At 42.9% G+C, this 26,943-nt stretch carries 26 protein-coding genes; 7 read left to right on the top strand and 19 right to left on the bottom strand.

Annotated features, from left to right (window positions below; genetic code table 11):
* Together NSQ34_RS01890 and NSQ34_RS01885 are read right to left on the bottom strand one after the other, a co-directional pair.
* Positions 1-807: an AAC(3) family N-acetyltransferase gene (locus NSQ34_RS01890; RefSeq protein ID WP_254001557.1), complete on the bottom strand. Its 807-nt coding sequence runs from the start codon at positions 805-807 to the stop codon at positions 1-3.
* 28 nt (positions 808-835) lie between these two features.
* Entirely contained in the window at positions 836-1,252 is a 417-nt protein-coding gene (locus NSQ34_RS01885) for an Lrp/AsnC family transcriptional regulator (RefSeq protein WP_176967337.1), read from the bottom strand.
* 115 nt (positions 1,253-1,367) lie between these two features.
* On the opposite strand from NSQ34_RS01885, the gene NSQ34_RS01880 reads away from it, so the two are divergent.
* Positions 1,368-2,132 (top strand): MBL fold metallo-hydrolase, encoded by a 765-nt coding sequence (locus NSQ34_RS01880; protein ID WP_176967338.1) that lies wholly within the window; start codon positions 1,368-1,370, stop codon positions 2,130-2,132.
* A 43-nt stretch (positions 2,133-2,175) separates the two neighbouring features.
* Here NSQ34_RS01880 and NSQ34_RS01875 read toward each other — a convergent pair whose 3' ends face one another.
* Positions 2,176-2,505, bottom strand: coding sequence for a YckD family protein (locus tag NSQ34_RS01875; RefSeq protein ID WP_024424311.1), 330 nt, complete (start codon positions 2,503-2,505; stop codon positions 2,176-2,178).
* 181 nt (positions 2,506-2,686) lie between these two features.
* Between NSQ34_RS01875 and NSQ34_RS01870 the strand changes: the two genes are divergently transcribed.
* Positions 2,687-3,559 carry a transporter substrate-binding domain-containing protein gene (locus NSQ34_RS01870; RefSeq protein WP_041116601.1) on the top strand — a complete coding sequence of 291 codons (873 nt, stop codon included), beginning with the start codon at positions 2,687-2,689 and terminating at the stop codon, positions 3,557-3,559.
* A 12-nt stretch (positions 3,560-3,571) separates the two neighbouring features.
* Positions 3,572-4,249, top strand: a complete 678-nt coding sequence (locus NSQ34_RS01865; protein WP_176967339.1) for an amino acid ABC transporter permease — start codon at positions 3,572-3,574, stop codon at positions 4,247-4,249.
* A 127-nt stretch (positions 4,250-4,376) separates the two neighbouring features.
* Here NSQ34_RS01865 and NSQ34_RS01860 read toward each other — a convergent pair whose 3' ends face one another.
* The 5 genes from NSQ34_RS01860 to NSQ34_RS01840 all read right to left on the bottom strand — a co-directional run bounded on the left by NSQ34_RS01860 (position 4,377) and on the right by NSQ34_RS01840 (position 10,587).
* The gene (locus NSQ34_RS01860; RefSeq protein WP_034283290.1) at positions 4,377-5,675 is read right to left on the bottom strand and encodes an arsenic transporter; all 1,299 of its coding nucleotides are present in this window, start codon (positions 5,673-5,675) and stop codon (positions 4,377-4,379) included.
* A 132-nt stretch (positions 5,676-5,807) separates the two neighbouring features.
* On the bottom strand, positions 5,808-7,040 hold the full coding sequence (locus NSQ34_RS01855) for a helix-turn-helix domain-containing protein (protein ID WP_176967340.1): 1,233 nt from the start codon (positions 7,038-7,040) through the stop codon (positions 5,808-5,810).
* A gap of 126 nt (positions 7,041-7,166) precedes the next feature.
* Positions 7,167-8,714, bottom strand: coding sequence for an L-glutamate gamma-semialdehyde dehydrogenase (gene pruA, locus NSQ34_RS01850; protein WP_024424316.1), 1,548 nt, complete (start codon positions 8,712-8,714; stop codon positions 7,167-7,169).
* A gap of 23 nt (positions 8,715-8,737) precedes the next feature.
* Positions 8,738-9,655: a proline dehydrogenase gene (locus tag NSQ34_RS01845; protein WP_176967341.1), complete on the bottom strand. Its 918-nt coding sequence runs from the start codon at positions 9,653-9,655 to the stop codon at positions 8,738-8,740.
* A 161-nt stretch (positions 9,656-9,816) separates the two neighbouring features.
* The gene (locus NSQ34_RS01840; RefSeq protein ID WP_176967342.1) at positions 9,817-10,587 is read right to left on the bottom strand and encodes a nucleotidyltransferase domain-containing protein; all 771 of its coding nucleotides are present in this window, start codon (positions 10,585-10,587) and stop codon (positions 9,817-9,819) included.
* A gap of 92 nt (positions 10,588-10,679) precedes the next feature.
* Here NSQ34_RS01840 and NSQ34_RS01835 point away from each other — a divergent pair, with 92 nt between their 5' ends.
* On the top strand, positions 10,680-10,994 hold the full coding sequence (locus tag NSQ34_RS01835; RefSeq protein WP_024424319.1) for a hypothetical protein: 315 nt from the start codon (positions 10,680-10,682) through the stop codon (positions 10,992-10,994).
* A gap of 35 nt (positions 10,995-11,029) precedes the next feature.
* Here NSQ34_RS01835 and NSQ34_RS01830 read toward each other — a convergent pair whose 3' ends face one another.
* On the bottom strand, positions 11,030-11,986 hold the full coding sequence (locus tag NSQ34_RS01830; protein ID WP_176967343.1) for an acetylxylan esterase: 957 nt from the start codon (positions 11,984-11,986) through the stop codon (positions 11,030-11,032).
* Between the two features lie 211 nt (positions 11,987-12,197).
* On the opposite strand from NSQ34_RS01830, the gene NSQ34_RS01825 reads away from it, so the two are divergent.
* The gene (locus tag NSQ34_RS01825) at positions 12,198-12,983 is read left to right on the top strand and encodes a carbon-nitrogen family hydrolase (RefSeq protein WP_176967344.1); all 786 of its coding nucleotides are present in this window, start codon (positions 12,198-12,200) and stop codon (positions 12,981-12,983) included.
* Positions 12,984-13,226: 243 nt separating this feature from the next.
* On the opposite strand, the gene NSQ34_RS01820 is transcribed toward NSQ34_RS01825, so the two are convergent.
* On the bottom strand, positions 13,227-14,144 hold the full coding sequence (locus tag NSQ34_RS01820) for a LysR substrate-binding domain-containing protein (protein ID WP_176967345.1): 918 nt from the start codon (positions 14,142-14,144) through the stop codon (positions 13,227-13,229).
* Between the two features lie 116 nt (positions 14,145-14,260).
* Between NSQ34_RS01820 and NSQ34_RS01815 the strand changes: the two genes are divergently transcribed.
* Positions 14,261-15,034: a class I SAM-dependent methyltransferase gene (locus NSQ34_RS01815; protein ID WP_176967346.1), complete on the top strand. Its 774-nt coding sequence runs from the start codon at positions 14,261-14,263 to the stop codon at positions 15,032-15,034.
* A 222-nt stretch (positions 15,035-15,256) separates the two neighbouring features.
* On the opposite strand, the gene NSQ34_RS01810 is transcribed toward NSQ34_RS01815, so the two are convergent.
* From NSQ34_RS01810 to NSQ34_RS01790, 5 genes are all read right to left on the bottom strand, one after another.
* Positions 15,257-16,633 (bottom strand): MFS transporter, encoded by a 1,377-nt coding sequence (locus NSQ34_RS01810; RefSeq protein ID WP_041116585.1) that lies wholly within the window; start codon positions 16,631-16,633, stop codon positions 15,257-15,259.
* Positions 16,634-16,754: 121 nt separating this feature from the next.
* The gene (locus NSQ34_RS01805) at positions 16,755-17,762 is read right to left on the bottom strand and encodes a LacI family DNA-binding transcriptional regulator (protein ID WP_041116583.1); all 1,008 of its coding nucleotides are present in this window, start codon (positions 17,760-17,762) and stop codon (positions 16,755-16,757) included.
* Positions 17,763-17,839: 77 nt separating this feature from the next.
* The gene (locus NSQ34_RS01800) at positions 17,840-18,787 is read right to left on the bottom strand and encodes a dihydrodipicolinate synthase family protein (RefSeq protein ID WP_176967347.1); all 948 of its coding nucleotides are present in this window, start codon (positions 18,785-18,787) and stop codon (positions 17,840-17,842) included.
* A 343-nt stretch (positions 18,788-19,130) separates the two neighbouring features.
* The gene (locus tag NSQ34_RS01795) at positions 19,131-19,688 is read right to left on the bottom strand and encodes a shikimate kinase (RefSeq protein ID WP_003214270.1); all 558 of its coding nucleotides are present in this window, start codon (positions 19,686-19,688) and stop codon (positions 19,131-19,133) included.
* Positions 19,689-19,773: 85 nt separating this feature from the next.
* Positions 19,774-20,538 (bottom strand): IclR family transcriptional regulator, encoded by a 765-nt coding sequence (locus NSQ34_RS01790; RefSeq protein ID WP_176967348.1) that lies wholly within the window; start codon positions 20,536-20,538, stop codon positions 19,774-19,776.
* 148 nt (positions 20,539-20,686) lie between these two features.
* On the opposite strand from NSQ34_RS01790, the gene NSQ34_RS01785 reads away from it, so the two are divergent.
* Complete coding sequence (locus NSQ34_RS01785) at positions 20,687-22,045, top strand: hypothetical protein (RefSeq protein ID WP_176967349.1); 1,359 nt, start codon at positions 20,687-20,689, stop codon at positions 22,043-22,045.
* Positions 22,046-22,055: 10 nt separating this feature from the next.
* Here NSQ34_RS01785 and NSQ34_RS01780 read toward each other — a convergent pair whose 3' ends face one another.
* The 4 genes from NSQ34_RS01780 to NSQ34_RS01765 all read right to left on the bottom strand — a co-directional run bounded on the left by NSQ34_RS01780 (position 22,056) and on the right by NSQ34_RS01765 (position 26,937).
* Positions 22,056-23,399, bottom strand: coding sequence for an MFS transporter (locus tag NSQ34_RS01780; RefSeq protein WP_081123955.1), 1,344 nt, complete (start codon positions 23,397-23,399; stop codon positions 22,056-22,058).
* Between the two features lie 45 nt (positions 23,400-23,444).
* Positions 23,445-24,647, bottom strand: coding sequence for a CoA transferase (locus tag NSQ34_RS01775; RefSeq protein WP_080701232.1), 1,203 nt, complete (start codon positions 24,645-24,647; stop codon positions 23,445-23,447).
* 125 nt (positions 24,648-24,772) lie between these two features.
* Positions 24,773-25,153, bottom strand: coding sequence for a cupin domain-containing protein (locus NSQ34_RS01770; protein ID WP_041116575.1), 381 nt, complete (start codon positions 25,151-25,153; stop codon positions 24,773-24,775).
* A gap of 23 nt (positions 25,154-25,176) precedes the next feature.
* Complete coding sequence (locus NSQ34_RS01765; protein WP_101677024.1) at positions 25,177-26,937, bottom strand: thiamine pyrophosphate-binding protein; 1,761 nt, start codon at positions 26,935-26,937, stop codon at positions 25,177-25,179.
* Positions 26,938-26,943 lie beyond the last annotated feature (6 nt).

Raw genomic sequence — 26,943 nt, 5'->3', positions numbered from 1 at the left:
TTACGACTGATCGTATAGATCAAGCCACTGTTCCGCATAGTCTACCGATTCTCTCATGGGCAGTAAATATGAACTGGCAAGTCCAACTTGATTGTGCTGATGGATGCCTCCTGATTGCAGAAAATCACGGCCAATCTGTTCAAATAGTTCTTCTCTTGTGATGATATCTTGGTACTCTTTCCATACCCTCCACCCATTCTCTAAAATAGGGGCCCCTCTTGTCATGAGGTCCTGTTGAGGGATTCGGTATTCAGCTAGATGAAAAGCTGTCATGCTCTCAAATGATGCGCCAAGCAGCAGCACTTGAGCATGAAGATCATACATGCGGCCAAGAGGCGACTGCTCTCCTAATCCAAAGGAAAGTGCATGGTGTTGCAGAATTTCATGTTTTCTTTTCCCCCAGGCGGTGAATGAAAAATGGGGATGATTGCTTCTCGCCACGCCTGGGTATTTCCAAAATGTTTCCGCCACCTTTCCCATTGCTGCTGGTGTCGTGTAAGCTGGGTCAAATGCGGGCATTGTTTCTTTGATCGATTTCCACCATGAATAAGGAACAGGCGGATCGATCCAATCGGCGGGATCAGAAAGCTCTAACGTTTGTGCCGGCATAATCAGTGTCCCTTCTTCTGTTAAGGTTTCCATCAATGCTTGTATGACGGCTACAGCGCCTCCATTTACCCAGCCGATTGATGATAAAGATGAATGAACACATAAAATCATGCCCTTTTTCACACCAAGTTGAACCAAGTCTGCTTTGATTCTTTCCTTTGTCATCGGTTCAGCTTGATTTTCGATTAATTTTTGCATCGTTCCTTTTCCTCCTGCGTCTCTTCTATTACTGATGAATGAGACGTTTAACCGCAATAGACAGTTTGTAATTTGCGTAATTCGTCAGCTCCGTTAAAAACTGATCAAGTTCATCATGACTGGAGAAATGACCTTCAGCCATATAACAGCCTTCACCACTTATTTTGAACAAATTCTTGATTTCTTCCTTTTTATAAAGAAACGACAGAAGTGGTTCATGATGATGACTACGGGTATACAGCTGCAAAAAGGTTTGAATCGTCTTTTGTGTCTGCCAATCAATTGAAATGGTATATGCTTCAATCACGCCTTCTTCTTCTAGCTTTAACACCCGATTTGCAACAGCTTGGCCGGTTAAATGAACTTTTTCACCTAGAGCTTTCATCGTTAATCGGCTGTTCTTTGATAGTTCTTTTAAAATACTCATATCTGTTTGGTCTAGCATTGGCTCACCTCTTTCAAAAATCAAGCCCTTCCGATGAAAGACTTTCATGATCCTCTGTCACATAGAACTCTTTTAATATACTGTAAACTTAATGAGAAAAAAAGGAGGCCTTTTTATGAAAATTACACTCATTCGCAATGCTACTTTATACCTTCACTATGGTCATTCAACTTTTTTAATCGATCCCTTTTTAGCAGCAAAAGGAACATATCCACCGTTCCCTCATACAGCCAATCAACATTTGAACAATCCTATTGTGGAGCTTCCTGTAAATATAGATTTAGACAGTCTGTTACACCCAGATGCTGTCTTACTCACTCATTTACATGTGGACCACTTTGACGACGAGGCCAAAGGAAAATTAGCTCAAGATGGGCCAATTTATACTCAATCAGAGAAGGATCGAAAAGAAGTTGAAGAAGCTGGATTTCAGCATGTCACATGCATTGAAGATGAAATGGACATTTGCGGCGTTCATATTAAACGTACAGGCGGACAGCATGGGACGGGAGAAACGGCGAAGCGGATGGGTCAGGTGAGCGGTTTTGTTTTCTCTCACCCTGATGAACCTACCCTTTATATTGCAGGTGATACCGTTTGGTGTGATGAACCGAAAGAGGTTGTGAATACATGCAAGCCAGACGTCATTGTGGTCAATAGCGGGGCTGCTCAATTTTTAGAAGGCGATCCGATTACAATGACCAAGGAAGAGATTCTAGACGTTCACCGTTCTCAGCCAAAAGCTCAAATTGTCGCCTGTCATCTTGAAGCTGTGAATCATTGCTTGTTAACAAGAGCTGCTTTAGAGGCTTACATTCAAGAGCATCATGCAGATCAAGCCATTTCTGTCCCTCAAGATGGGGAAAGTCTCACCTTCTGATCAACAATAAAAAACCGGCACTTCGCTGCCGGTTTCATCATTATCATGGGCGATGGTGCTGTGGTTTTTTCAGCAATGGAACAAATCCGTTCTTTTTCAAATGAGTGTAATGCTCATCCATTCGTTTCGTGATGTGTGTGCCTTGTTCCTTTGTTAACACGCCGTACTGTACATATTTCTCAATGACTTCTTTTCGCTTAGAAAGAATTTGCTGCTCAAGGATTTCAATTTGTTTTTGTTGTTCTGCTGTTAATTTCACTTGATGTGTCACCGGGCGCTTTTCCATTTGAGGTGTTTCTCCATGAGCCGTTTCTATATGAAAACCAAATAACAGCATCATCGACAAGATGATCAAACTACTTATTTTTTTCATCATTGTTGTTCCCTCCTTTATTCGCCTTTATTTTGCGCTCACTTTCCTTTTTTATACATTATATCAACACGCAAATTGCTTATAATATTCTTACTTTTTCACTTTTCTTCTGAAAACGTTGTCCTTACAGAAAAAGCGTGCTATGTTTTGTTTTGTATAAAAAATAGAGGAGGATTCTTAAATGAGTCGTTTTTATCATAAAAAACCTATATGGATCATGCTTGTTGTATCTGCTTTCATCCTTATCATGTCTGCTTGCAGTCAATCAGGCTCATCTCAATCCGGGGACACAAAGTGGGATGAGATTAAAAAGAAAGGGAAAATCGTGGTTGCAACTTCAGGCACCCTTTATCCAACTTCTTATCATGATACTTCTAATGGCAAGGATCAATTAACTGGCTATGAAGTAGAAGTCGTCAAAGAAGCGTTTAAACGTCTTGATGTGAAAGTGGAATTTAAAGAAATGGGCTATGATGGGATGCTGAGCGCCATTAATTCTGGTCAAGTGGATGCTGCTGCAAATGATATCGACATCACAGATGACAGAAAAGACAAGTTTGCCTTTTCTACCCCTTATAAATATTCCTACGGAACGGCTATCGTACGGAAAGATGATTTATCTGGCATTAAAACTTTAAAAGATTTAAAAGGAAAGAAAGCAGCAGGGGCTGCCACAACGATTTACATGGATGTCGCTCGTAAGTACGGTGCAAAGGAAGTCATTTATGATAATGCGACAAACGAGCAATACTTAAAGGATGTTGCAAACGGCCGTACTGATGTCATTCTAAATGATTATTACTTGCAGACACTGGCTCTTGCTGCATTTCCTAAATTAAATATTACGATTCACCCTGACTTGAAGTACATGCCGAATGAACAAGGTTTTGTTATGAAGAAGGACAACAAAGAGCTTCAAAAAGAATTGAATCGTGTATTAGGCGACATGAAAAAAGACGGAACAATGAAAAAGATTTCTGAGAAATTCTTTAATCATGCAGACGTCTCTAAGAAAATTGATGCTGATGTCGAAGATGTCGACATTTCCAAATAAGGAGCCGCAATCGTGGGAGATATTCATTTAGAATATATATTTAATCCTGCACTGGCAAAGGCGTCATTTCCATTTGTTATGAAAGGCATCTGGCTGACGCTGCTCATTTCCTTTGCGAGCATGTTTTTTGGTACCATTCTTGGCTTTTTTATCGCTCTTGCCAGAATGGCGAATTCTTGGATTCTTCGGCTGCCTGCACGGCTGTATATCTCATTCATGCGAGGCGTGCCCATTCTTGTGATTTTGTTTATTCTCTATTTTGGGTTCCCCTATATCGGCATAGAGTTCACAGCGGTCACTGCCGCCATTATTGGGTTCAGCTTTAATAGTGCTGCCTATATTGCAGAAATTAACCGGGCAGCCCTCTCCTCTGTTCCAAGTGGACAGGTGGAAGCCGCTAAATCATTAGGTCTCAGCTATTGGCAAACGATGCGTGGTGTCATTTTGCCTCAATCCGTCCGCATCGCCCTGCCGCCATTGACCAATGTCATGCTCGATTTGATCAAAGCTTCCTCACTGGCAGCGATGATTACTGTACCAGAGCTCTTCCAGCAAGCAAAAATTGTAGGCGGACGAGAATTCGATTATATGACCATGTATATTTTGGTCGCACTCATTTACTGGGGCATTTGCAGTGTCGTCTCATTGCTTCAGGACTTTTTAGAAAAACGCTATGCGAAATATCTGTAGCAAAAAAAGAGCAGATCTCATGGATCTGCTCTTTTTCAGCGTGATAGAAAACCCTTTGCAGCCCTAGGAAGGGCGAGCACCGGAGCGCAGACCTGACACCGAATGCGAGGGTTTGTCTACACGATAATTAATGAATGAGCCATAACCATACATATAACCCGAGTAAAGTGAGAATCAAGGTTGGGATGGTCAGGATGATTCCGGCTTTCATGTACGCTCCCCAAGAGATATGGACGCCTTTTTTCTTTAAGACATGAAGCCACAGCAATGTCGCCAATGAGCCGATTGGGGTCATTTTCGGTCCAAGGTTGGAGCCGATGACATTGGCATAAATCAGTCCGTCTCTCATGACACCTGCTGTATCTGTATGTCCAATGGCAATCGCATCAATTAAAACGGTCGGCAGATTGTTCATCACAGAGGACAGCACTGCGGCAAGCACGCCCATAAACATCGTTCCTGCAAGCAAGCCATGTGAAGCCCCTTGCTGGATCCATGCCGCCAATATTTCTGTAAGACCGACATTTTTCAGTCCATATACGACGACATACATACCGATCGAGAAAAACACAATGGACCACGGCGCTTCTTTGATCACCCGCTTTGTCGCCACTTGCGGACTTCTTCTCGCCAGCCACAAGAAAGCAAGGGCAATTCCGCCTACGATGATGGACACTGGAATACCGATCAGCTCCCCTGCAAAATAACCCACAAGCAGACAGCCGAGCACATACCAAGACAAACGGAACATACGGATATCTCGAATAGCTGATGCCGGTTCCTTTGCCTGAGACAGATCGTAGGTTTTTGGAATAAGCTTTCGGTAAAACACATACAGAACCAGCATGCTCGCTCCAAGCGACACAAGGTTTGGCACGAACATATTCGCTGTATATTCTAGAAAACCAATATGAAAATAGTCGGCTGATACGATATTGACCAGGTTACTAATGACAAATGGCAAAGAAGTTGTATCTGCAATAAAGCCGCTTGCCATCACAAAAGGAAGCACCATGCGTTCATCCAGCTTCAACGCTCTCACCACAGATAAAACGATTGGGGTCAAAATCAGTGCCGCTCCATCGTTGGCAAAAAAAGCAGCCACAACAGCGCCTAGCAATGTTAAATAAATAAACATGCGGACACCATTGCCTCTTGCAGCTTTTGCCATATGCAGTGCAGCCCATTCAAAAAAGCCGATCTCATCTAAAATTAACGATATGATAATAATGCCAATAAAGGCAAATGTGGCGTTCCATACAATTTGCGTGACTTCCCACACATCGCCCAGATGAACGACGCCAAAGGCAAGTGCAAGAATGGCGCCTCCACACGCTGACCATCCTATGGTGACACGTCCTGGCTGCCAAATGACAAGGACGAGGGTCATGATGAAAATCAAAATGGCTAAGGTGACTGATCCCAAAGGTGGCCCCCCTTTCACTTTTCTCATAAAATCTTTATCTATCATACAACGAAATGCATCAGTTGTATGCCATTTTCGCATGTCACATGAAAATCCGCAGGTGATCCCGTGGACCTGCGGATTCCATCATCATTATTGATCTTTTTTCATCAGCATCAATTCAATAAATAACTCACATCTCTGGCTAAAATGACTTAAGTCGATCGAAGTCATGTCAAAAATTTGTTTCATTCGATAGTTTAATGTATTTTGATGAATAAACAACTGCTCCGCCGCTGGCTTTAGTTTGCAGTTATTCAATAAGTAGACTTCCAGCGTTTTTAAAAATGAAGTTTGACTCTCGCGGTCTTTTTCCTTCAAGCGTAACAAATCTGGATTGAAGTCGTTTTTCTTTTTTTGATGGCTGTAAATGGAATCTAAAAACCGGAAGACCCCTAAATTCTCATAATCATATGGAATCAGTTCTTGTCCTCCGACAATTTTTACTGCCTTGACGACCTCTATCGCTTCAAATCGGCTTGTACTCATTTTCATGACATCACGATACTCTCTTCCCATCCCGATATACAAAGGGGAAGGATGTGCATGCGTTTTTGATTGCAGATATGCGATGACATCAGCCGCAGTCGCTTTCGGTGAGTGCCGGTCTGACAGGCTGCCTAATATAACGACAATATCTGCTTGAACCGAATAGACGTGATTCACCTTATCCTCTAGCTGCAAATACGTTCGAATGACATCCTTCACATCTTCTGCCGTCTCACTTTTGTTATCGGCAGCGTGCACGACCATGACAGTAAATACGGCTGGCAGTGGAATGCTTAAGTTCTCAGCCTCCCATTTCAGCTCTTCTTCTGTATAAAAATGATCATCCATGACCTTTTTGAAAAACTCTTCAATCTTGCCTTCCTTTTTCTCAAGCTGTTTCTTATTCTTATAAATCACTTTTCCAACCTGAAAGGAAGCTTCGTGTAAAAATTGCAGCTCCTCCTGAGAGAGGGAGTCCTCAATGTCCTGCACCCAAATAAAGCCTACTACCTCTTGTTTATGATTGGCGCTCACAGCCACCCGCCGATTAAATCCGAGCTCGTCATGGCCGCTCACATAAAAAGGCTTTGACTCCTTGTGAAGCCGCTCAATTACCCCTGTTTTCTTTAACCAATCGACCACAGACCCCGGACATTCCTTGGAGAAAATCGTTTGCTGATTGACTGGGTCAAACTGCTGAATGCTGTAAGAATTATAAGCAAGGAGCTGACACTCTGTGCTTTCTAAAATGACTGGTTTTTTTAAATATCCGCTAATAAATGCAATTAATTTATCGACATCAAAAAATGTATGAAGCTTTTCTAATATCTCTTCCATCCCGATTGCTCCCTGATTAAGTGATACATTTATCATACTTCTTTCCAGTCAGATTTGTATAGAAACAAGTCGCAGGCAGGCAAAAAAAGCATGAACCCGTCAGTGCAGGTTCATGCTTTTTCCATATTAAAACATTTCACTAATCGTTTTTGCCTGCATGTGCAGAGCTAGGTAATCTGGACCGCCTGCTTTTGAATCCGTTCCTGACATTTTGAATCCGCCGAATGGGTGGTAACCAACGATGGCACCTGTGCAGTTACGGTTAAAGTAAAGGTTCCCTACATGGAACTCCTGCTTCGCACGGTTGATGTGATCACGATTATTCGTAATGACAGCACCTGTTAAACCGTATTCTGTGTTGTTGGCTACCTCAAGTGCCTCATCAAAGCTAGAGACTTTCGAGAAAGCCAAGACTGGTCCAAAGATTTCTTCTTGCATTAAACGGGAAGTTGGCTCAAGATCTGCAAAAATGGTCGGGTGGATAAAGTATCCTTCCGAATCATCACTCGTTCCGCCAGTGACTAAGCGGCCTTCCTGTTTGCCAACCTCGATATAATCCGTGATCTTGTCAAAGGACGCTTGATCAATGACAGGCCCCATATAAACATCCGCAGAAAGTGGATTGGCTGTTGTTTTCGTTTCTGTGATTTCCTTCACTCTCTCAACCACTTGGTCATACAGCTTCTCGTGAACGACAGCCCGAGAACCAGCTGAACATTTCTGACCTGAAAACCCGAAGGCTGATGTGAAAATGGCATTAGCCGCTAATTCAACATCTGCATCCTCATCAACAACCACTGTATCCTTACCGCCCATTTCAGCAATGACACGTTTTAAATGCTGCTGGCCTGGCTGCACTTTTGCCGCGCGTTCAAAGATACGTGTCCCTACTTCTCTTGATCCAGTGAATGTAATCAGGCTTGTTTTCGGATGATCTACTAAGTAATCCCCGACCTCTGCTCCGCTTCCTGGTACAAAGTTGACAACACCCTTTGGAAGACCGGCTTGCTCAAGCTCCTCCACAAAACGGGCTGCAATGACAGGCGTCGCACTCGCTGGTTTTAAAACAACTGTATTCCCAGTGACGATTGGGGCTACTGTTGTTCCTGCCATGATCGCAAACAAGAAGTTCCACGGCGGAATCACGAGCGTCACGCCAGTTGGTGTGTATACATATTGATTGCGTTCGCCTTCGCGGCTGTTCACTGGTTTGCCTTTCGCCAGCTCCAGCATTTGACGGGCATAATATTCTAGGAAGTCAATCGCTTCTGCTGTATCTGCATCCGCTTCATTCCAAGGCTTACCTGCTTCTTTGACAAGAAGGGCTGAATACTCATGCTTTTTACGGCGAATGCTTGCCGCAGCTCTGAATAATACGCCAGCTCTTTCTTCTGGAGATGTGTAGCGCCATGTTTCGAATGCTTTCGCTGCTGCTTGAACCGCTTGTTCTGCCTCTTCCTTCCCGGCCTTTGATACGGTTCCAACCACTTCATCCTTTTTCGCTGGATTGATCGAAACAATCTTGTCTTTCGTTTCGATTCTTTCTCCATTAATCACGAGCGGATAGGTTTGACCAAGTGATTCTGTTACTTTAGCTAATGCTTGTTCAAACGCTTTGCGGTTTTCTTCCTGGCTAAAATCCGTGAATGGTTCATGTTTGTAAGGTGTTGTCATTTTTGTCACGCTCCCGTTTCAAATTATTTTCTCGTCATCCCTTTTAGAGCAAAGGCAATGTTTGCCGGCCGTTCTGCAAGACGTCTCATGTAGTAGCCATACCACTCTCGTCCATACGGAGTATAGACCCTCATTTGATAGCCTTCTTTCACAAGTGCCTGCTGCGTTTCTGTTCTCATGCCGTACAGCATTTGAAATTCGAACTGACTTGTCTGTATATTGTGTTTTTTCACAATATTTTTCGTGAACTCAATCATTCGATCGTCATGTGTCGCAATGGCTGTATAGTTTCCTGAGAGCAATTGCTTTTCGATCAGCTTTTGATAATTCTGATCGACGTCTTTTTTGTTTGGATACGCCACTTCGGCAGATTCCTTATAGGCACCCTTTACAAGTCTTAAAAATGGCTGCAGCTTATTTAGGTCATCAAGATCCTTTTCTGTTCTGTACAAATACGCCTGCAAGACCGTACTGACATACTCATATTGAGATTTCATCTCTTTAAAAATGTCCAGCGTTTTTTGACAGCGCTGTTCATCCTCCATATCGATTGTCACCATGATACGGTGCTTCTCTGCCGTATCTAAAATACGTTTCATATTGCGATACACAAGGTCATCGTCAATATCCAGGCCAAGTGATGTCATTTTGAGTGACACGTGGGAATTGAGTCCCGCCTCTGCAATCCGCTGAATGGTTTGAATACACTCAGTCGTCCGTTCATTGGCAATCTCTGCCTTTGTGACAAACTCACCAAGGTGATCAACTGTCACAGCCATTCCTTGGTCATTTAATCGTTTGATGACAGGGATGGCACTCTCAAAGTCCTTCCCTCCGATGATTTTCTTAGATGCAACAGCACTTCCCCAATTACGAGCAATATGGTTCAAGAGACTGCTCTTTGACAAAAACAAGAAGAAATTTCTTGTGACCGACTCCATAAAGGGCACCTCCCACTCTTTGTAAGCTATGTCTTTATTGTAAAGCTCATAAGCTGTCCGCTACAATATTTGAAGATGACAAAAATTCTGACTTTTTTTGTGGTTTTATCACAATAAGAGATAAAAAAGAGCCTGCCGCGATCCGGCTGACTCTTCCCTGCTTACGCCCACACCTCATCAAGGGTAGACTGCAGCAGCTCATTTAATTCTTGCAACAGGCTGTCTTTCGGCTGATTGTAGCTTTTCACCAATTCATCAAATCGCGCGAGCTCTTTGTCGATAAATGGATGGACATAAGCGAGGCGGTTCTCTACATCCATTTCTTCGCCGTCCATTTTACGTTTGAGCAGCTCATGGATTTCCGCTAAAAGCGGACCTTCCTCCACTAGTTCCTCGAGCAGTTTATGAAAGTCCATCGGCGGAACCGTCCTGTATCGTTCAATCCACTGACAGGCAAGCAGCGGACGAAGCACATAGAAATACTTCTTGATTCGCACCTGCTCTCCTCGTAAATGCCGGCTTTCATTCCGCTCCGCCATATTGAGGTAATGATACATCAATGCGGCAGGATAAAACGCTCGATCCTTTAATTCTCTTAGCTGCTTTGCCAAAGAGAAGGATTCAGCATAGATGATGTCAGACGACAGCCATTCCATGATGGACGGATTCGATTTATTGAATAAGCGAAGTGCCTTTCTAAGCTCCCAGCCGCTGATATCAAGCACATCATCAATCGGCCGTTCAATGACATCACGATGTTCTTCCATTGCCCAATACCATTCTTTTCGAGGAACATATAAAAAACGAACATCGTAATCACTATCAGTCGAGGGGAATCCCCATGCTCTGCTGCCTGATTCGACCGCGAGGCAAATTTTCACGTCATACGTTTCTTCGATGATTTTCAGCTCTTCCTTGATTCTCTCTCTCATCATCCATCAACTCTTTCTATAGAAATCTGCATGACTTCTTCACGTTTTGGTAAAATACGAATAAGACATATATGAAAAAGGAGTTGGATCTCATGTCTATATCTCGCATCATGAAATGGATCACCGGAATTTTTGAAGCCTGTCTTGCCATCCCTGTCATCGGAGGACTATTTATTATTAGCAATGGCTATTCACCGCTCATGGTCATGCTTATTCTGCATATTATCACACTCGTCTTATCGAAGCGAGACCAAGGACCAATGATTGGCAGCATCATTGGGATTATCACATCCTGCCTCGCCTGGATTCCGATACTTGGATTCATCCTTCATATCATCACAGCTCTTGCCCTTATTATCACCGCGTTAGTACCTGATGAAAAAACGAGACAAAATACGAGTTATTAAAAAAGAGGCCCTCATAGAGCGGCCTCTTTGTTCTTTTATTTGAGCAAGTGCTTTTGTAAGAAGGAGAGCTTCTCTGTTTGAAAAGCCGGGATAAACTCGTGTCCAAAATAGCGGTATACCTTAAGGTCTTTATCTGTTTCTAAATGGTTGTATGCCGCAAACACAGTAGATGGCGGGGTAATTTTGTCAATCAGACCGATCGCCATCAATGTTGGCTGTTTGACCCATCCAGCTAAATTGATTAAGTCAAAATAGCTTAATGTCTCAAATGCCTTTTCTTCCGCTTCCGGGTCACTATTTCTCCGAAAGTACGAATTGATTTCTAAATAAGGCTGCTCCAATGCCGCATCCACTGCACGCTCAAAGTTTGATAAATAAGGGTAATCTGCCGCGACGACCTTCGGAATATCTGAAAGGGCTGCAGCTGCTACCGCTAATGCGCCTCCCTGGCTCCCGCCAATTACGCCGATCCGGTGTTTATCCACTTCAGGGAAGGACTGAATGACTTCGAGTGCACGAACCGCATCTAAATAAACACCGCGATAATAGTAGGTCTCTTTTGATAAAATGCCTTTTGTCATCCACCCCAAAGCGTGACCGCCTGGTGTCACTGTCTGATCTTCACTGCCGCCTTGACCGCGGACGAGCATACCAAATGTGGCATAGCCGTGGAGCGCCCAGTTGACGATGTCGTGAATGCCGCCGTCATAGCTGGCATTATAGCCATGAAAACGAACGAGCGCTGGATGCGGGCCAGTTTGATCAGGTACAGCATAAAAGCCTTCAATTTTAGAATGTCCAAAGCTTTGATACGTCAGGCGGTACACCTTGACGCCTTTCACTGGATAGTCATAAGGTTCAAGTATTGGCTTTGCCTCCACTTGGCGCAGTTCTTCGAGTGATTTCTTCCAAAAATCTGAGAAATCAGGACGTGCTGTTTTCTTTGGTTTATATTTTTTTAGCTCTTCAAGTGGCAAATCGAACAATTGCATATCCGAGTATCCCCCTTTGTTTTATTCATTATATGTATCATAACACCGATTTCTTGAGTAAGAAAGCCATTTAACAAAACCTTCTGACATTTCTATTGGCAAAGATGATGGAAACCTTTATGATAAAGAAACTGGCCTTGAAGACTAAAATAAACCATTACATACATTCTTGATTTTCACATGACATATAGCAAATAAAGGAGGAACTCGTATGAAAATCGCCCTTGTCCAAATGAACGTACAAATTGGAGAACCAGAAGTGAATTTTAAAAAAGCAGCAGCGTTTTTAGAAGAAGCGGTCCGCGAGCAGCCTGATTTGATCATTTTACCCGAAATGTGGAATACCGGCTACGCCCTTGAGCAAGCCGAGCAGCTTGCGGATGTAAACGGTGAACGCACAAAACAGCTCTTTTCCTCCTTTGCACGGAAGCATCAAGTGTATCTCATCGCAGGCAGTGTATTAAATAAGCGGACAGAAGATGAAAATATCACCAACACGATGTATGTCTTTAACCGCCAAGGGGAGCTTTTGTTAGATTATGATAAAATTCATTTATTCCGCTTAATGGATGAGCATAACTATTTAACCGCTGGTGATCAGCTTGGTTTATTTGACTATGGGGAAGATGTGACGATTGGTGCAATGATTTGCTATGACCTCCGTTTCCCGCAGCTTTCCAGAACACTTGTGAACAAAGGAGCGAAGGTGCTCGTCAATACGGCGCAATGGCCGTCAGCAAGAGTGGACCATTGGCGCAGCCTGCTCATCGCAAGAGCGATTGAAAACCAGTCATTTATGATTGCTGTTAACAGAACAGGCACAAGCAGAGACACGGCATTCCCTGGACACTCTATGGTGATTGATCCACTCGGCCGCATCCTGCTTGAAACAAACGATGACGAAGATATTTATTATGCGGAAATTGATCTTCAGCTAGTGGATGAAGTCAGACAGCAAATTCCGGTTATGACGGATCAGCGTCTCGACTTATATTAAAAAGCAGGGTGCTCCCCTGCTTTCAGCGTGTAGACAAACCCTCGCATTCGGTGTCAGGTCTGCGCTCCGGTGCTCACGAATGTCAAATTCGCTCCGCTCCGGTGCTCGCCCTTCCTAGACTTCAAAGGTTTTCTATCACGCTGAAAAGAAGATAAAGGGCTAAAATCAAGATCATTTTAGCCCTTTGTCACCAATCTTAAAGCAGGGTGCTCCCCTGCTTTTTGCGTTTAATTAAACGTTTGTTTAAGCCTTCCCTTCATTCTGATAAAGGTCCATGAAGGCTTGAGCGGCTTTCGTTAAATACCTTTCTTCCACATATGCAAACACAAGTGTGCGGGTTGGGCATGAATCAATGTGTAAATAAATGACCCCGTTCCTATCCTCTTGCGCCACCATTTTCGGCACAACGGTCACACCTAGTTCGTTTTTGACCAATGCCTGTGCTGTTTGAATATGACTTGTTTCAAAAGCCGCTTTTGGCTGGAAACCGTGATGACGGCACAGCTCCATGACCACTTGCCGAAAACCGTATCCCTCTTTCAGCATAATAAATGGGGTACCTTCAAGAAGCTGAAAGGGAACGATTTCGTGACCGGACTCTTTTTGCCCTGCTTGCTTGATAATCTCGTTCAATTCCTCTGATAACCATGGCTGAGCAGCTTGCGGAACTGCAAGAAGGAGCGGCTCTGTCAGCATTTGTTTCGTTTTCAATGATTCATGCTCGACAGGCATAGATAAAATAGCCAAATCCAGTTTTCCAGCCAATAGACGTTTTTCGAGCTCACGAGGAGACTCTTCTATCAGTTGAACGTGAACATGAGGATACGTTTGACAAAAAGTTTTTAATAAACCGGGCAAGACATAGCCCCCAGTCACTGCTGGCGCTCCAATGTTCAGCTCTTTCCCGATTTCATAAGCTGCCTCTCCTATTTCACGCAGCAAATCATCTCTTTCCTTCAAAATATTCTCAGCCCTTTTAATGAATCGTCTCCCTTGAGGTGTGGGCGTTACTTGTCCATACTTTCGAATAAATAGCGGTGTGTCTAATTCCTCTTCCAGCTTCTTCATTTGCTGGCTTAAAGAAGGCTGTGCAATATGAAGTTGATCCGCTGCTTTTGTAAAACTTTGCTGCCGGTACACTTCCATGACATATTCCATCATTCGTATATCCACTTTCATCACCTCATAGGTTTTAACTATCCATGTCATATCTTTTATGTCTTAGACAAATAACAGAAGGAATTCTACGATAAAGAGACCACAAAGGGGGAAAAGAAATGAATCCATATGCTAAAGCCGAGAACCAATTTTCACAAAATGCCGAGAACTATCGAGATTCACCTATATTTGCGGCCGGAGAAGAGCTGGAATGGATGAAAACAACTGCAAATGCGAAGGGACATGAGCATTTACTTGATATTGGCTGCGCGGCAGGACATACCGTTTTTTCCTTTTCAGACGTTATCTCTAAAGGGGTCGGCATTGATGTCACGCAAAAAATGATCGAGATTGCAGCAGCACTTGCGGAAGAACGCCGCCTGAACCACATTACTTTTGAGCAGGCAGCCGCAGAAGCATTGCCCTTCTCTGATGAATCATTTGATTTAGTGACGTGCCGATTTGCTGCTCACCACTTTCCAAACCTTCAGGCAGCCATGTCTGAAATCAGCCGAGTCTTAAAAAAAGGCGGCCAATTTCTGCTCGTCGATCATTATGCACCTGAAAACCCTGCACAGGATTCATTTATTAATCACTTAAATAGACTGAGAGACCCTTCTCATGTGCGGGAAAGCTCGTTATCAGAATGGAAAGAGCTTTTCGATGACAACCAATTGACTCAGAAAGAGATTCGTTACTGGGACCTGCATATTGATTATAAGGACTGGATTATACGTGGACGCACGCCAGAGAATATTCAAAAGGAGATCGTTTCCCACCTTCAAGCCGCAGACCCTGACACAAAGCAGCTGTTTCAGCTTCAATTCGATGCACAGCATCAGCCCATTTCCTTCTGTTTAAAAGCTGCAATGATTCAGGGAATCAAGAATTGACCTTATAGAAAAAGTCTACCATTGTCGGTAGACTTTTTTAATCTTCACTGTCTCACAGGTATTGCTTTTCATGTTCGTGACACGTCTCTCCTTACGACAAGGAGTGCTAGATCATGTTTGTATTATATGATAAATGAACGAAGATAGGTGAGGCATTTTAGATCCTCTGAATAAAAAAAGAACCTACCCTCTTTGGAATAAGTTCTTCACTGCACGCGTAACTTACGGCGCAATATCCTCTAATACTTTCTCGCGCGTTTCTATCATTTTAAAAGCAAGAATTGCTCCCACTACCGTCACACTTGCAAAAAGAATAAAAATAGTTGAAACACCGCTTACCTCTAAAATAAAACCTATCATAATAGGAGCGATCGCTGAGGCCAGCCTAAGCCACGCTGTAGCAAATGCCGTTCCAATCACCCTCATACGTGTCGGATAAATTTCAGGTGTATATAGATAAAGAAGTACTGTAATTGTCCCCATCATTCCGTAAGCAGCAGACCCTAAATAGATGACGCTTTCTGGTGAAGTCGCTCCGCTGATCCATAAAGCCGTTAATAAAACACCTGTTAATACAAATGCAATGGTTGCCCAGCGCTTTCGACCTACTTTATCAATTAAAAACGCACAAGCGAATACCCCTATGGTCTGTAAAATATTTGTGAGAGATGCTGCCCTTAATGAATCTCCGACTGGCAAATGGTAAACCGTATTATAAAGACTCGGTAACCAGTTATTTAAACCATTCGATACAAAGTAGGCAGAAAACCATAGTCCCCATACGACCAATGTTCTTTTACGGTAAAAAGTTGAAAATAGCTCTTTCCAGTCGCCTTTTTCAGTACTGCTGGATACTTGATTTGCGACAGGCATTCGTTTGTCAGTACTAGCTTCAATTTCTTCAATAATTCTTTCGGCTTCATCTAACCTGCCTTTCGAAATAAGCCACCTTGGCGATTCACGCAGCATGAAAAAGAATACAAAGACGATTAAACCTCCAATGCCTCCAATCAAGAACATCCATTTCCACCCAAAGCTAGGTACGACGAATGCGCCAATTTGTGCTGAAATCATTAATCCTAATGGAAAAATCATCTCATAAAGCATAAAAAAACGACCTCTTCCTTGGGCTCGGGACAACTCATTAATATATGAGGCTGCTACCGGCACCTCTCCTCCGACTCCAATCCCTTGTATAAAACGGAAAATAAAAAGGGCCATAAAATTACCTGAAAATACACATGCGATACTCATAATAGACATGAGGAACACCGTCCACTTTGCACTAAATACACGGCCGCGCCTTTCTGCTAACCATCCAAAGAAAATAGCACCAATCGCTTGTCCTATATAACCAGACCCAATAAGAAGACCAATCTGTGCAGGTGATAAATTCCACATGCCGATGAGAACCGGGAGAACAAACGCTAAAGATAGTGCATCAAAAGCATCAAAAAAGGTAGCAGATCCCATAATGATCCGAGGTTTTAAATGCCACCTCGAAAAAGGCACACTTTCCATCCTGGTCAATAGTTGTGAAGCTCTATCAACAACTTGCTCATCACGAGAATTTGAATTTCCGCTGAGTTCTAACGTCATGGTATCTCCTCCTTATTAGAGGAAATGATGCAAAAGTACATGCCGAAGAGCGCTGAAGAAATCGCTTACATTTTAAATCAAGCTGAAATTCTGCAGCGTTCATACGAGTTTTCAGCATCTATCACATCTTTTTTGGCGTTCCCGTGGTGCCCCGATCTATATAATACATAGGGAAAATATGCTCCATCGCCTCTAACTGTTCTCCTTCCAACAACTGTGTTAGTAAAGAAACAGCTTTTCTTCCCATTCCAACTAAATCAACATGAACAGAAGATAAAGAAGGGGTTAGAAAACTTGCAATGGGCACATCATCGGCACCAACGACAGACAAATCATGAGGTATTGACACATTTGCGTTTTCTGCCGCTTTCATGACCCCTATCGCCAAAAAATCTGAAGAGCAAACAACTCCAGTCATGTGCTGGTTTCCTTGGAGAAATTGAGAAACCACTTCTACTACTTTTCCCCCATCAAATTCATCTAACTCAAACACAAGCTCTTTGTTCATTGTTAATCCTAAACGTTTCAGTGTGCGCTCATACCCCTTGTAGTACCTCACGCTATGCATCGAACTCATTGGACCATTGACCAGCCCAATGGTTCGATGACCTTTATCAAATAAGGCCGTTACAGATTGACAAACACCTTCTTCATCATCTGGCCTGACACATGGAAATGGTGAATCCTCTAAGTAACTTCCGACAACGATAATGGGAATAGCCAAACTTTTTAGCCAATCCATGCTCAATTCTTCATTTCTTGGAGAAAATAAAATGGCACCATCTACAGCCTGCGTCTCAAGTAACCGCTGCTGCTGAACAGATGTAAATGACATCAGCATATTGAATTCGGTCTCATCTAATTCCTTCGCTATTCCATCTAAAATCGTTGAAAAAAATGGATTATTCAAAATATATGAACCGCGGGGAACCACTACAGCAATATTCCCAGTCTTTCTTTTCACGAGCCCTCTCGCTCCTAAATTAGGGCGGTAGCCTAACTCATCAATCACTTGTTTGATTCTTTCAGCCGTTTGAGCACCTACTCCTGGTTTACCACTTAATACTCGGGAAACAGAGGCTATAGACACTCCTGCTTTCAATGCTACATCTTTAATACTTACTGACACATTTCATACCTCCGGGAGTCTGTTGTTTTATACCTTATTATAACCTGACTCACCTTCATCATGAAATCAATGGTCTGTTATCTACTGACGTTTTCCTTAAGCAAACCAACACTTTGAAGGCCCTGGCGAATCTCTTCTTTTTCCTTTTGAGTTAAAGGTAATACCGGCTTTCTAGCAAGCGAACTGCTGATCAAGCCTCTCTGGAACATCGCTTCCTTCATTCGCAGATGAGAGGTAGATGAAGGTTCATCCATTTTATATACAGCATGCTTTAATTCAAAGATTCTATCGTACACTTTATTAGCTGCTGCAAGGTCTTGTTCTTCCACACATTTCACAAGTTCAGCGATTAAATCTGGTACAAAACAGCCGAAACCGACAAGCGCTCCATCAATCCCTTGAACTAATGTTGGCAATAAATATTCATCGTGACATGTGAGCAGCGATACATCTGGTGCATGCTTTTTCAGTGCGCGCACATCGACTTCATATTGTGCCATGTCTCTTTGACCAATTTTGAATGAGACAACATTTTCAATTTCCGACATTTCTAGTAATTGATTCGTTGTATATGAGGTTTTTGTCCACGTTGGATATTGATGAACGATGATTGAAATGTCAATCGCTTCTGCAACATCTTTAAAGAATTGGACAGGTGATTCAGGCTGCATACCGAATCTCAGCCATGAATGCGGCGGCATGAGAAGGATACCTTCTCCGCCAGCTTCTTGAACTGCTTTTGCATGCTGGATTGCTTCAATTGTCCCTTCAGCTGAAACCCCTGAAATGACAGGTACTTCCCCTTTTAATTCGTCGGCTGCAATACGCACAGCCTCAGCTCGTTCATGTGGCAGCAGGGTCATAATCTCGCCCGTATGTCCATTGACAACGATCCCGTTAATCCCTTCGTGCTCCGCCACCCAGCGAACAAACTTACGAAATGCAGGTTCATCAATTGAATAGTCATCTTTAAAAGGAATTAAGACAGCCGGGAATACACCGCTCCATTTTTCTTTATTCTTCATCAACAAATTCCTCCCCATTCGATTATAGTAAACGTTTACGGTAAGCGTTTACGTAAACAATCATAGAACGTTCTCACGGAAGATGTCAACATTATTTTTTAAATATTATAATAATTCAAAAAACTCTTATTAAAATTTATATACTATTTTACTTTTCCGAAAAAGAAAATGATCTAGATCAAAAACCTCATCCTCATGAACTGATCAAAGGAGGATCACCGCTTTTTCCAAACGGCCGCACACCAAAAAAAGGATAAATACATTTTGGTTGTCAAAGCATCATCCTATGTACGAAGGAAAAGAATTCAATAGAAAAAAGTCTACCCTAAACGGTAGACTTTTTTTATTTCGAATATAAATCCCAGCCAAGCTTGAGTGTGTCCACAATATAATTGGCGACTTCCTCAGCCTCTAAATGATCTGTTTCCACTCTTGAATTATGAAGAGAATAAATCTCCCGGCGCTCCTCAAACAGCTCTTTCATCTCATCAAGCGTCCGGTTGTGAAGAACAGGGCGGTTTTCAATTAAAATATCAAGCCGCTGCTTCCAATTCTCCCACGATAGATCAAGGAAAAGAACGGTACAATGCTTCAAGCAGGCGCGTTTGATTTCTTCCTGTTTGAATGCACCGCCTCCAAGGGAGACGATCTTGAGCTGTGTATGTTCACATAAATCGACGATATAATCCTTTTCAGCCTGCCTGAAGAATGCTTCTCCTTTTTGCTGAAACATCTCTGGAATCGTCATGTTGTACTTTTTCTCAATCTCCTGATCGACATCAATAAAATCTCTATATAGCTTTTTGGCAACCAGCTGCCCAATGGTTGTTTTCCCAACACCCATAAAGCCAATGAGGACAATATTCCGCTGTCTTACAGGAATTTCTCTATTGATTTTCATGGTCGTGACACGTCCTCCCTACGACAAGGAATGCTACATAATATTTCTATTATATGATAAATGGAGCGCGAAAAGATAGGCAATCTTAAAAATTGTCGTAGCCGAGCTGTTCAGAAAGCCTCTGTGCCTGTTCTTTCACTTTTTGCTGCAGCTTAGGAATGACTTCTTCAGTAAACCGATGGGTTGGACCAGATATGGATAAACAAGCCTTCACTTCCCCATGAATGTTAAAGACTGGTGCCGCTACTGCCGCAGATCCTACCTCCCGTTCATCGATACTGCAAGAAGTATACGTGTCAAGAATATGTTTACGTTCCTCTTGCCAGTCATCTCTCTTCACATGATCAGCCTCAGACGCTAATACTTTTTGTTGAAATTCTTCACTTTGAAATGCCAATAATACCTTTCCGCCTGCACCTGCGTACAATGGCAGCTTCTCACCAATCTTGACAAGATGGCGAATCGATTGCAGCCCTTCCGCTTGTTCGATACAAACCCTGCTTGTTGAATCCAGCACATACAGGTTGACGGTTTCCTTTGTTTCATCACGAAGTAAGTACATGAGTGGTTTAGCCAGTTCTCTCAATTTAATGGACTTTCCTGCAATGTATCCGAGGAGATAAAGCCTTTGACCCAATCGGTATTTCATTGTTTCTTGATTCTTCTCCACAAAATGATTCATTTCAAGCGCCTTGAGCAGTCTCGTTGTCGTAGACATTGCTAAATTCATCTCTTTTGAAATATCCGTTAGCGTCAGCTCTTGACGTTCTTCACTAAAACAATACAGAATATCCAAAGCACGCTGAACTGTACGCAGTCCTGATTCTTCTTTTGACTTTTTATCAGCCATGTTCATTTTCTCCTTTTCCCCTTTGATTTCTTATCGACATCAACGATCGATTTTGCTATAATCCATTTTAAACGTTCCACTAAAAGAAAACAAATTCCACCAGTCGGAATAAAATCACTTGAAGATATTTGATGGAGGAGATATTTGAATGTACCTGCTCGTTTTTACACTTCTTATCAGTCTATATATTGTTCATCAACTATTTCCTGCTCACATACTCTCCTATTTTGTTGGTCTGCTGGCCGCTGCTTCGCTCACCATTTCTTTTAAGAAAGCAAGCGGGCTTTATTTGAAAACAGGTGCTGTATTTCTCATCATTGGGTTGTTCTTATTCTTCTTATCCGGCCAGCCATTGCACACGTTTTTTCTTCACTTTCATTCCATGCTGGGCTTGCTTTCTCTCTTTTTCATGCTGCCTTTTATTCATTCTCTCATACATGTTGGACATTTCGATACACAATTAAATAAACTGCTCACACTGCATACAACGAGCTCAAACCAGCTTTATCGCAAGAGTTCATTTGTCACTCATATTCTCGGCATGTTTTTAAATATCGCGACGATTCCTTTACTATATACATCGCTCAAACCGTCGCTCGAATCTCTAAAAGAACAAGTGAAACAACATCTTTATACACGCAACCTCTTGAGGTCATATGCATTATGTTTAAGCTGGAGTCCTGTTGAAGTGCTGGTAAGCGTCACCATTGATGCAACCAAACTAAAATATTATCAAATTGCACCTATTACTTTTGGTTTAATGGTCGTCGTGCTGGCGATAGATTGGATGCTTTTTTCTCGTCAAAGCAAACGATTACCAAACATCATTCAGTCTTCAGAAACAAACACCAATCCTCATCGAATTAAGCGAAAAACCCTTCAGCTCGCTTTCATGCTGCTAGGTTTTATGACAGTCGTCTCACTTGTCGATGCATGGATTGGGAAAGGCTATTTATTCGCTGTAGTACTGACGATTATTCCATTTGCTCTATTATTCTCTTCTATTATCAAAAAAAGAAAACAATATATCGCTGTCTCTGTGCCTCATTGGAAAGAAAGAACCCGTCAGCTCTCCAACTATATGTGTCTATTTTTAAGTGCAGGCTTCTTTGTCGATATGCTCCTTGCGACAAACAGTATGCAGCCGATTCAAGCATTTATTGTCAGTATATCAGACCATGCCATTTGGGTTTATTGTGTCATTGGGTTGTATTTTCTGATCACCGCCCTTTGCGGTTTTCACCCGCTTGTCTCGCTTGCTTTGTTAGTCAGCATGATGGCACCAGTCATCCATGAACTGCCTGCTCTTCCGATCGCAATCATGCTGATCGTTGCTGGCACATCAACTGTTATGTTTAGCCCTTTTAATGTTTCTGTCTCCTTATTGGCTGATTTGATGAAGGTCAACCCTTACCGTATCACTCGCTGGAATATATGGTTTGCCAGCCTTTATATCAGCATGGGCATCGCATGTGCAGCGATCATCACCGTTATCTTTTATACATAAAAAAGAGAACTCACCCTTGAGTTCTCTTTTGCTTTCTCACTATGGTTTTAATTTGAATACGTTCAATTTTACCTACGATAAAGATGTACGACAATGCCCCGCCTAAAGCGACTAAACTGACGAATAAAATTCCTCCATTGTAAGAGCCTGTCGCCGACACGATGAATCCGATAATCAGCGGAGTGATGATCCCAGCTAAATTAGCAAAAAAGTTAAATACGCCGCCAGCCAGCCCAACCATTTCCCGCGGTGCCACCTCAGACAGCATCGTCCAAGAGATATTAGACAGTCCTTGCGCAAATGAAGCGATGGATAAAATGGTCAGCACAAGCGGGATATTTGTTGTAAAGTTTGCTAAAACAATGGTACTCGTCATCAGCAAGCCAACCACTACTGGCAGCTTTCTCGCTACATTCACTGATACGCCCTTTTTGAGCAGCCAATCAGACACATAACCTCCAAACAAGACCCCAAAGAATGCAGCAATGTAAGGAAGAGAAGCAGCAAAACCTACCTTGAGAAACGCCATATTTTTCGCCTCTGCCAAATAGGTCGGAAACCACGTTAAAAAGAAAAAAAGGGTAGACGCAACAGAGAATTGCCCAATATAAAGCCCGATCAATTTACGATATTTTAGAAGGGCGGCAAAGTCCGCCCATTTCAGCTTCTCCTGTGATGCGACTGTCAGCCCATCGCCTTGCCGGATTAATTCTAACTCATCTTCATTTATCTTCGGATGCTCTTTCGGTTCGTGATAATACTTGTACCAAAAGAAAGCAAATATGATACCGAGCGCACCTGCCGTAATAAAGACGGTTCTCCAATCGAAAGTCGTCATGATCCAAAATAGAAGAGGTGTCGCAAAGGCAAGACCCACATACTCTCCAGCAGTATAAACACCTGTTGCAAAAGCCCGTTCCCTCCTTGGAAACCATGTGGTAACAATACGGTTATTTGCAGGAAAAGCGGGAGATTCTGTAATCCCAATAAACAAACGGCAGCCGAATAAAAAGGCAAAGCTGTTCGCAAACGCCTGTAAGCCTGTGAAAATAGACCAAGTAACGAGTGATATCCCATACGTTACCTTTGAGCCAAATTTATCGAGAATAAAACCGCCTGGTATTTGCATCGCTGTATATGTCCAGCTAAATGCCGAAAAAATCAAGCCTAATAAGGCAGGATTTAATTGCAATGAAGATTGAATCGCAGGAGCAACAATGGATACACTGGCTCGATCAATATAATTAATAGCGGTAATAAAAAACAACAGAATCAATATGCCAAAACGGGCTTTCGTTGGTTTCACATATGCGGGCTGCAATTCATTCCCCTTCAGTTCTGAATGCACTTTCATAACCATCCTCCTTTGTTTCCGCAGCGTGCGGTTCGGTTGAGCGTATTAAATTACCCCTTTTTCTTCTAACTGCTTACACTCTTCTTCTGTTAAGCCAAGCATATTTGTTAAAATCTCATAATTATGTTCGCCTAAATCAGGTGCAATGTGACGGATACTTCCAGGTGTTTTTTCAAACTTCGGAATGATCCCAGGCACCTTCACTTTTCCAAGACGAGGGTGATGCACCTCGACGATATTCTCTCGTGCTTTAAATTGTGGATGCTCAAAAATATCTCGAATACTTAAGATTGGGCTCACAGGTACGCCATGTGTATCTAAAATTTCTAATACGTCATCCCTTGTTTTCGACGCGATCCATTGCGAAACGATCGCATCCATTTCTTTGTTATGCTTCAGCCTGGATGCATTGACCGCAAATTTTTCATTCTCTAGTAAATCTAATCGATTCATCGCCTCTGCCAATCGATTGAAGGTCGAATCTGTACTCGTCACAAGAACCAAATAATGACCATCCTTTGTCTCATAGGTACCGGCAGGGCTTGAATGTCCGCTCAGCCCCGGTGAACGCTCACGCACCTTCCCAAGCTTGTCATATTCTGCAACCAAAAACTCTAACATACGAAACACAGATTCATAGAGGGCCAAATCCACCATTTGCCCAGTTCCTTCTGGATGTGTATCCCTGTAATACATCGCTGTCACAGTAGCAAACGCCACATAGATGCCAGCAATATAATCAGTGAGAGAAAAGGAAGGGCTGACTGGATGCCGGTCTGGAAACCCTTGAATATATGTAAAGCCGCTAAACGCCGTCGCTGGTGTTCCAAATCCGGCTTTGTCCTTAAACGGGCCCGTTTGACCATAACCCGATACACGAATCATAATTAAACGAGGGTTGATTTCTTTTAACACATCGTACCCAACGCCCCATTTTTCCAGTGTTCCAGGGCGGAAATTTTCAATCAGCACATCGACCTGACCAGCAAGTTTTTTAAAAATGTCCTTTGCTTCGTCTTTGTGCAGATCCAGTGTAAGGGATTTCTTATTCCGTGAGAGACCTGACCATCTAAGTGGTTCCCCATCTGCAAAAGGGCCGACGTGCCGCAGCGTATCGCCTTTGCCAGGAATCTCGACCTTGATGACCTCTGCACCAAAATCCCCTAGAAGCACCGCGCCATAGGGTGCAGCAATCATCGTAGAGACGTCTAATATTTTTATTCCTTCGAGCGGTGTATTCATATTCATTGCTTGACTCCCTTTCATTCAAGTGATGAAGGGCTAAAATCATTCCTAATTTTAGCCCTTTTCATCTTTCTGATTGACCCGGAAAGCCCTGATGATCCAAAAGGAGGGCTTACCGGTGCAGGTTTTTAATCCTTCGGAAGCTGCCCTTGCGGTGTGTAGAGCCAAATGAGCCATAAAGGTTCATCTCCTGTATTGACATGCTGGTGCGGAACACCGTCTGGAATGAACATGAAATCATTTTGTTTAAAGGACTGTCTTTCTCCATCACAAATGACTTCGCCAGATCCTTTAATCACATAATCAAATTCCTCTGAACCCGGGTGATTGTGCACTGAACTTGCTTCCCCCGGTTCAAAAATGGTGAGACCCGCCATCATATGCTCTGATCCAACAGTATCTGGTGTAATGGTTTGAAATACCTTTCGAATCATTTGCTCCTCTGGACGATCTAAGCCTAACCATAATGGGTTCCCATCTTGAAACGGATTCAATACTTTAATTTTCATTGTTAATTCCTCCCTCGTTCTGTTTAATTCACGCTGACATGTGAGCGCTTTGAATTTGGTGAATAAATGTCATTAATATTCCAATGTCCATCCGTAGGAACAGGATCATTTTTCATTGCTACATCAATAACGCAAGGCTCCTGAGAAGCAATGGCTTCAGCTAAAGCTTCTTTGAATTCAGAAGCAGAGGTGATTTTAATCCCCTTCATCCCATAACCTCTCGCAACGGCAGCAAAATCCGGTGAATAGCTTTCTCCACCTTTTCTGAAAACAGTGCCGTACGTCGTTTCATAGTGCGCCATTTGCAAACCGGCTATTGTTCCAAATGCACTGTTATTCATCACAATCCACACAACAGGAATGTTCTCTTCAACTGCTGTTGCAAGAACGGATGGATTTTGACCGAAGCCGCCGTCTCCAACGAGTGACACAACAACACGGTCAGGCTGGGCAATCTTTGCCCCAAGTGCGGCAGGTGCTCCAAATCCCATCGTTGCAAAGCCGCCTGGCGTTAAAATGGTACCTGGCGTGAGCACAGGAAATTGCTGTCCGACCCCATTTTTGTTCCAGCCAACATCCGTTGTAATAAAGGCATCTGGCGGCAATACTTCCCGTACTTCCTGCAAAATACGCTGCGGCTTCATTGGGAAGGATTCATCTTGAACATTCGTCAGATTGCCCGCCTGAAACTCCTTACGATATGCCGCAATTTCCTTTTTCAATTCAGGTCGATCCAGCCCTTTTGGGAGTCTTTCTCTCGCCACTCGATTGAGTACAGTCAAGGCTTGCTTAAGATCGGCTACTGCTCCAATTTCAACAGGATAGTTACGTCCAATTTCATTCGGGTCAATGTCAATATGAATGAGCTTGGTTGATGGGAAGCGGAACGTATAATCTGATTCCCACGAGCTCGCATCAGCTTCAGCAAAACGGGTGCCTAAAGCCAATATATAATCTGCTTCTTTGCACTGATCATTGATAAATTTTGTCCCCCAAAACCCTGTCATTCCAAGAGTCATTGGATGATCATCCGGCATGGCTCCTTTCCCCATCAAAGAATGGGCGACAGGGATACTCAGATGGTCAGAAAATGCCTTTAATTCTTCAGCTGCATCAGCTAATATAATGCCTCCCCCTACATATAAGAGCGGTCTTTCTGTCTGCAGCAATCGATCCAATATCCGATTGGCCGTTTGATCATCAATAGAAGGTTTTTCAATGGTGTGTGTATGATGGTTGATTTGTTCAAACAAGGACACATCTAGGTCCTTTGAGAAAACATCCATTGGAACAGAAATAAGCACCGGGCCAGGACGGCCGCTTTCAGCTAACTGAAATGCTTTTGATAAAATCTCTGGAAATAATTCTGGAATATCGACTCGCCATGCTCTTTTCACAAACGGTCGGTAAATTTCGTATTGAGAGGCATCGGAATGAAGATTGATCTCTTGATGTGGGTGCTTTCCGTAATAATGACTTGGGACATCTCCTGCAATGACAACCATTGGAATGGAATCAAGTGCTGCATTCGCTACCCCTGTTGCCGCATTGGTGAGTCCGGGTCCTAGATGACTGAGAACAACAGCCGTCTGTTTCTTTGCCCGCGCATAACCATCAGCTGCATGTGCCGCTATCTGTTCATGCCTGACATTTACAAATTGAATCGAGCTTTTTTCAAGCGCTGATAAAAAAGCAATATTCGTATGACCGCAGAGACCGAAAATATGCTCGACTCCCCGATTTTCTAAGTACTGAATAACCTGTGTAGAAATATTCTTCTTCATGTTTCT

This window comes from Bacillus sp. FSL P2-0069, from assembly GCF_038593315.1.
GTDB lineage: Bacteria > Bacillota > Bacilli > Bacillales > Bacillaceae > Bacillus > Bacillus safensis.
The sequence above is the reverse complement of the archived record's forward strand: the minus strand, read 5'-3'. Positions and strand labels throughout refer to the sequence as shown.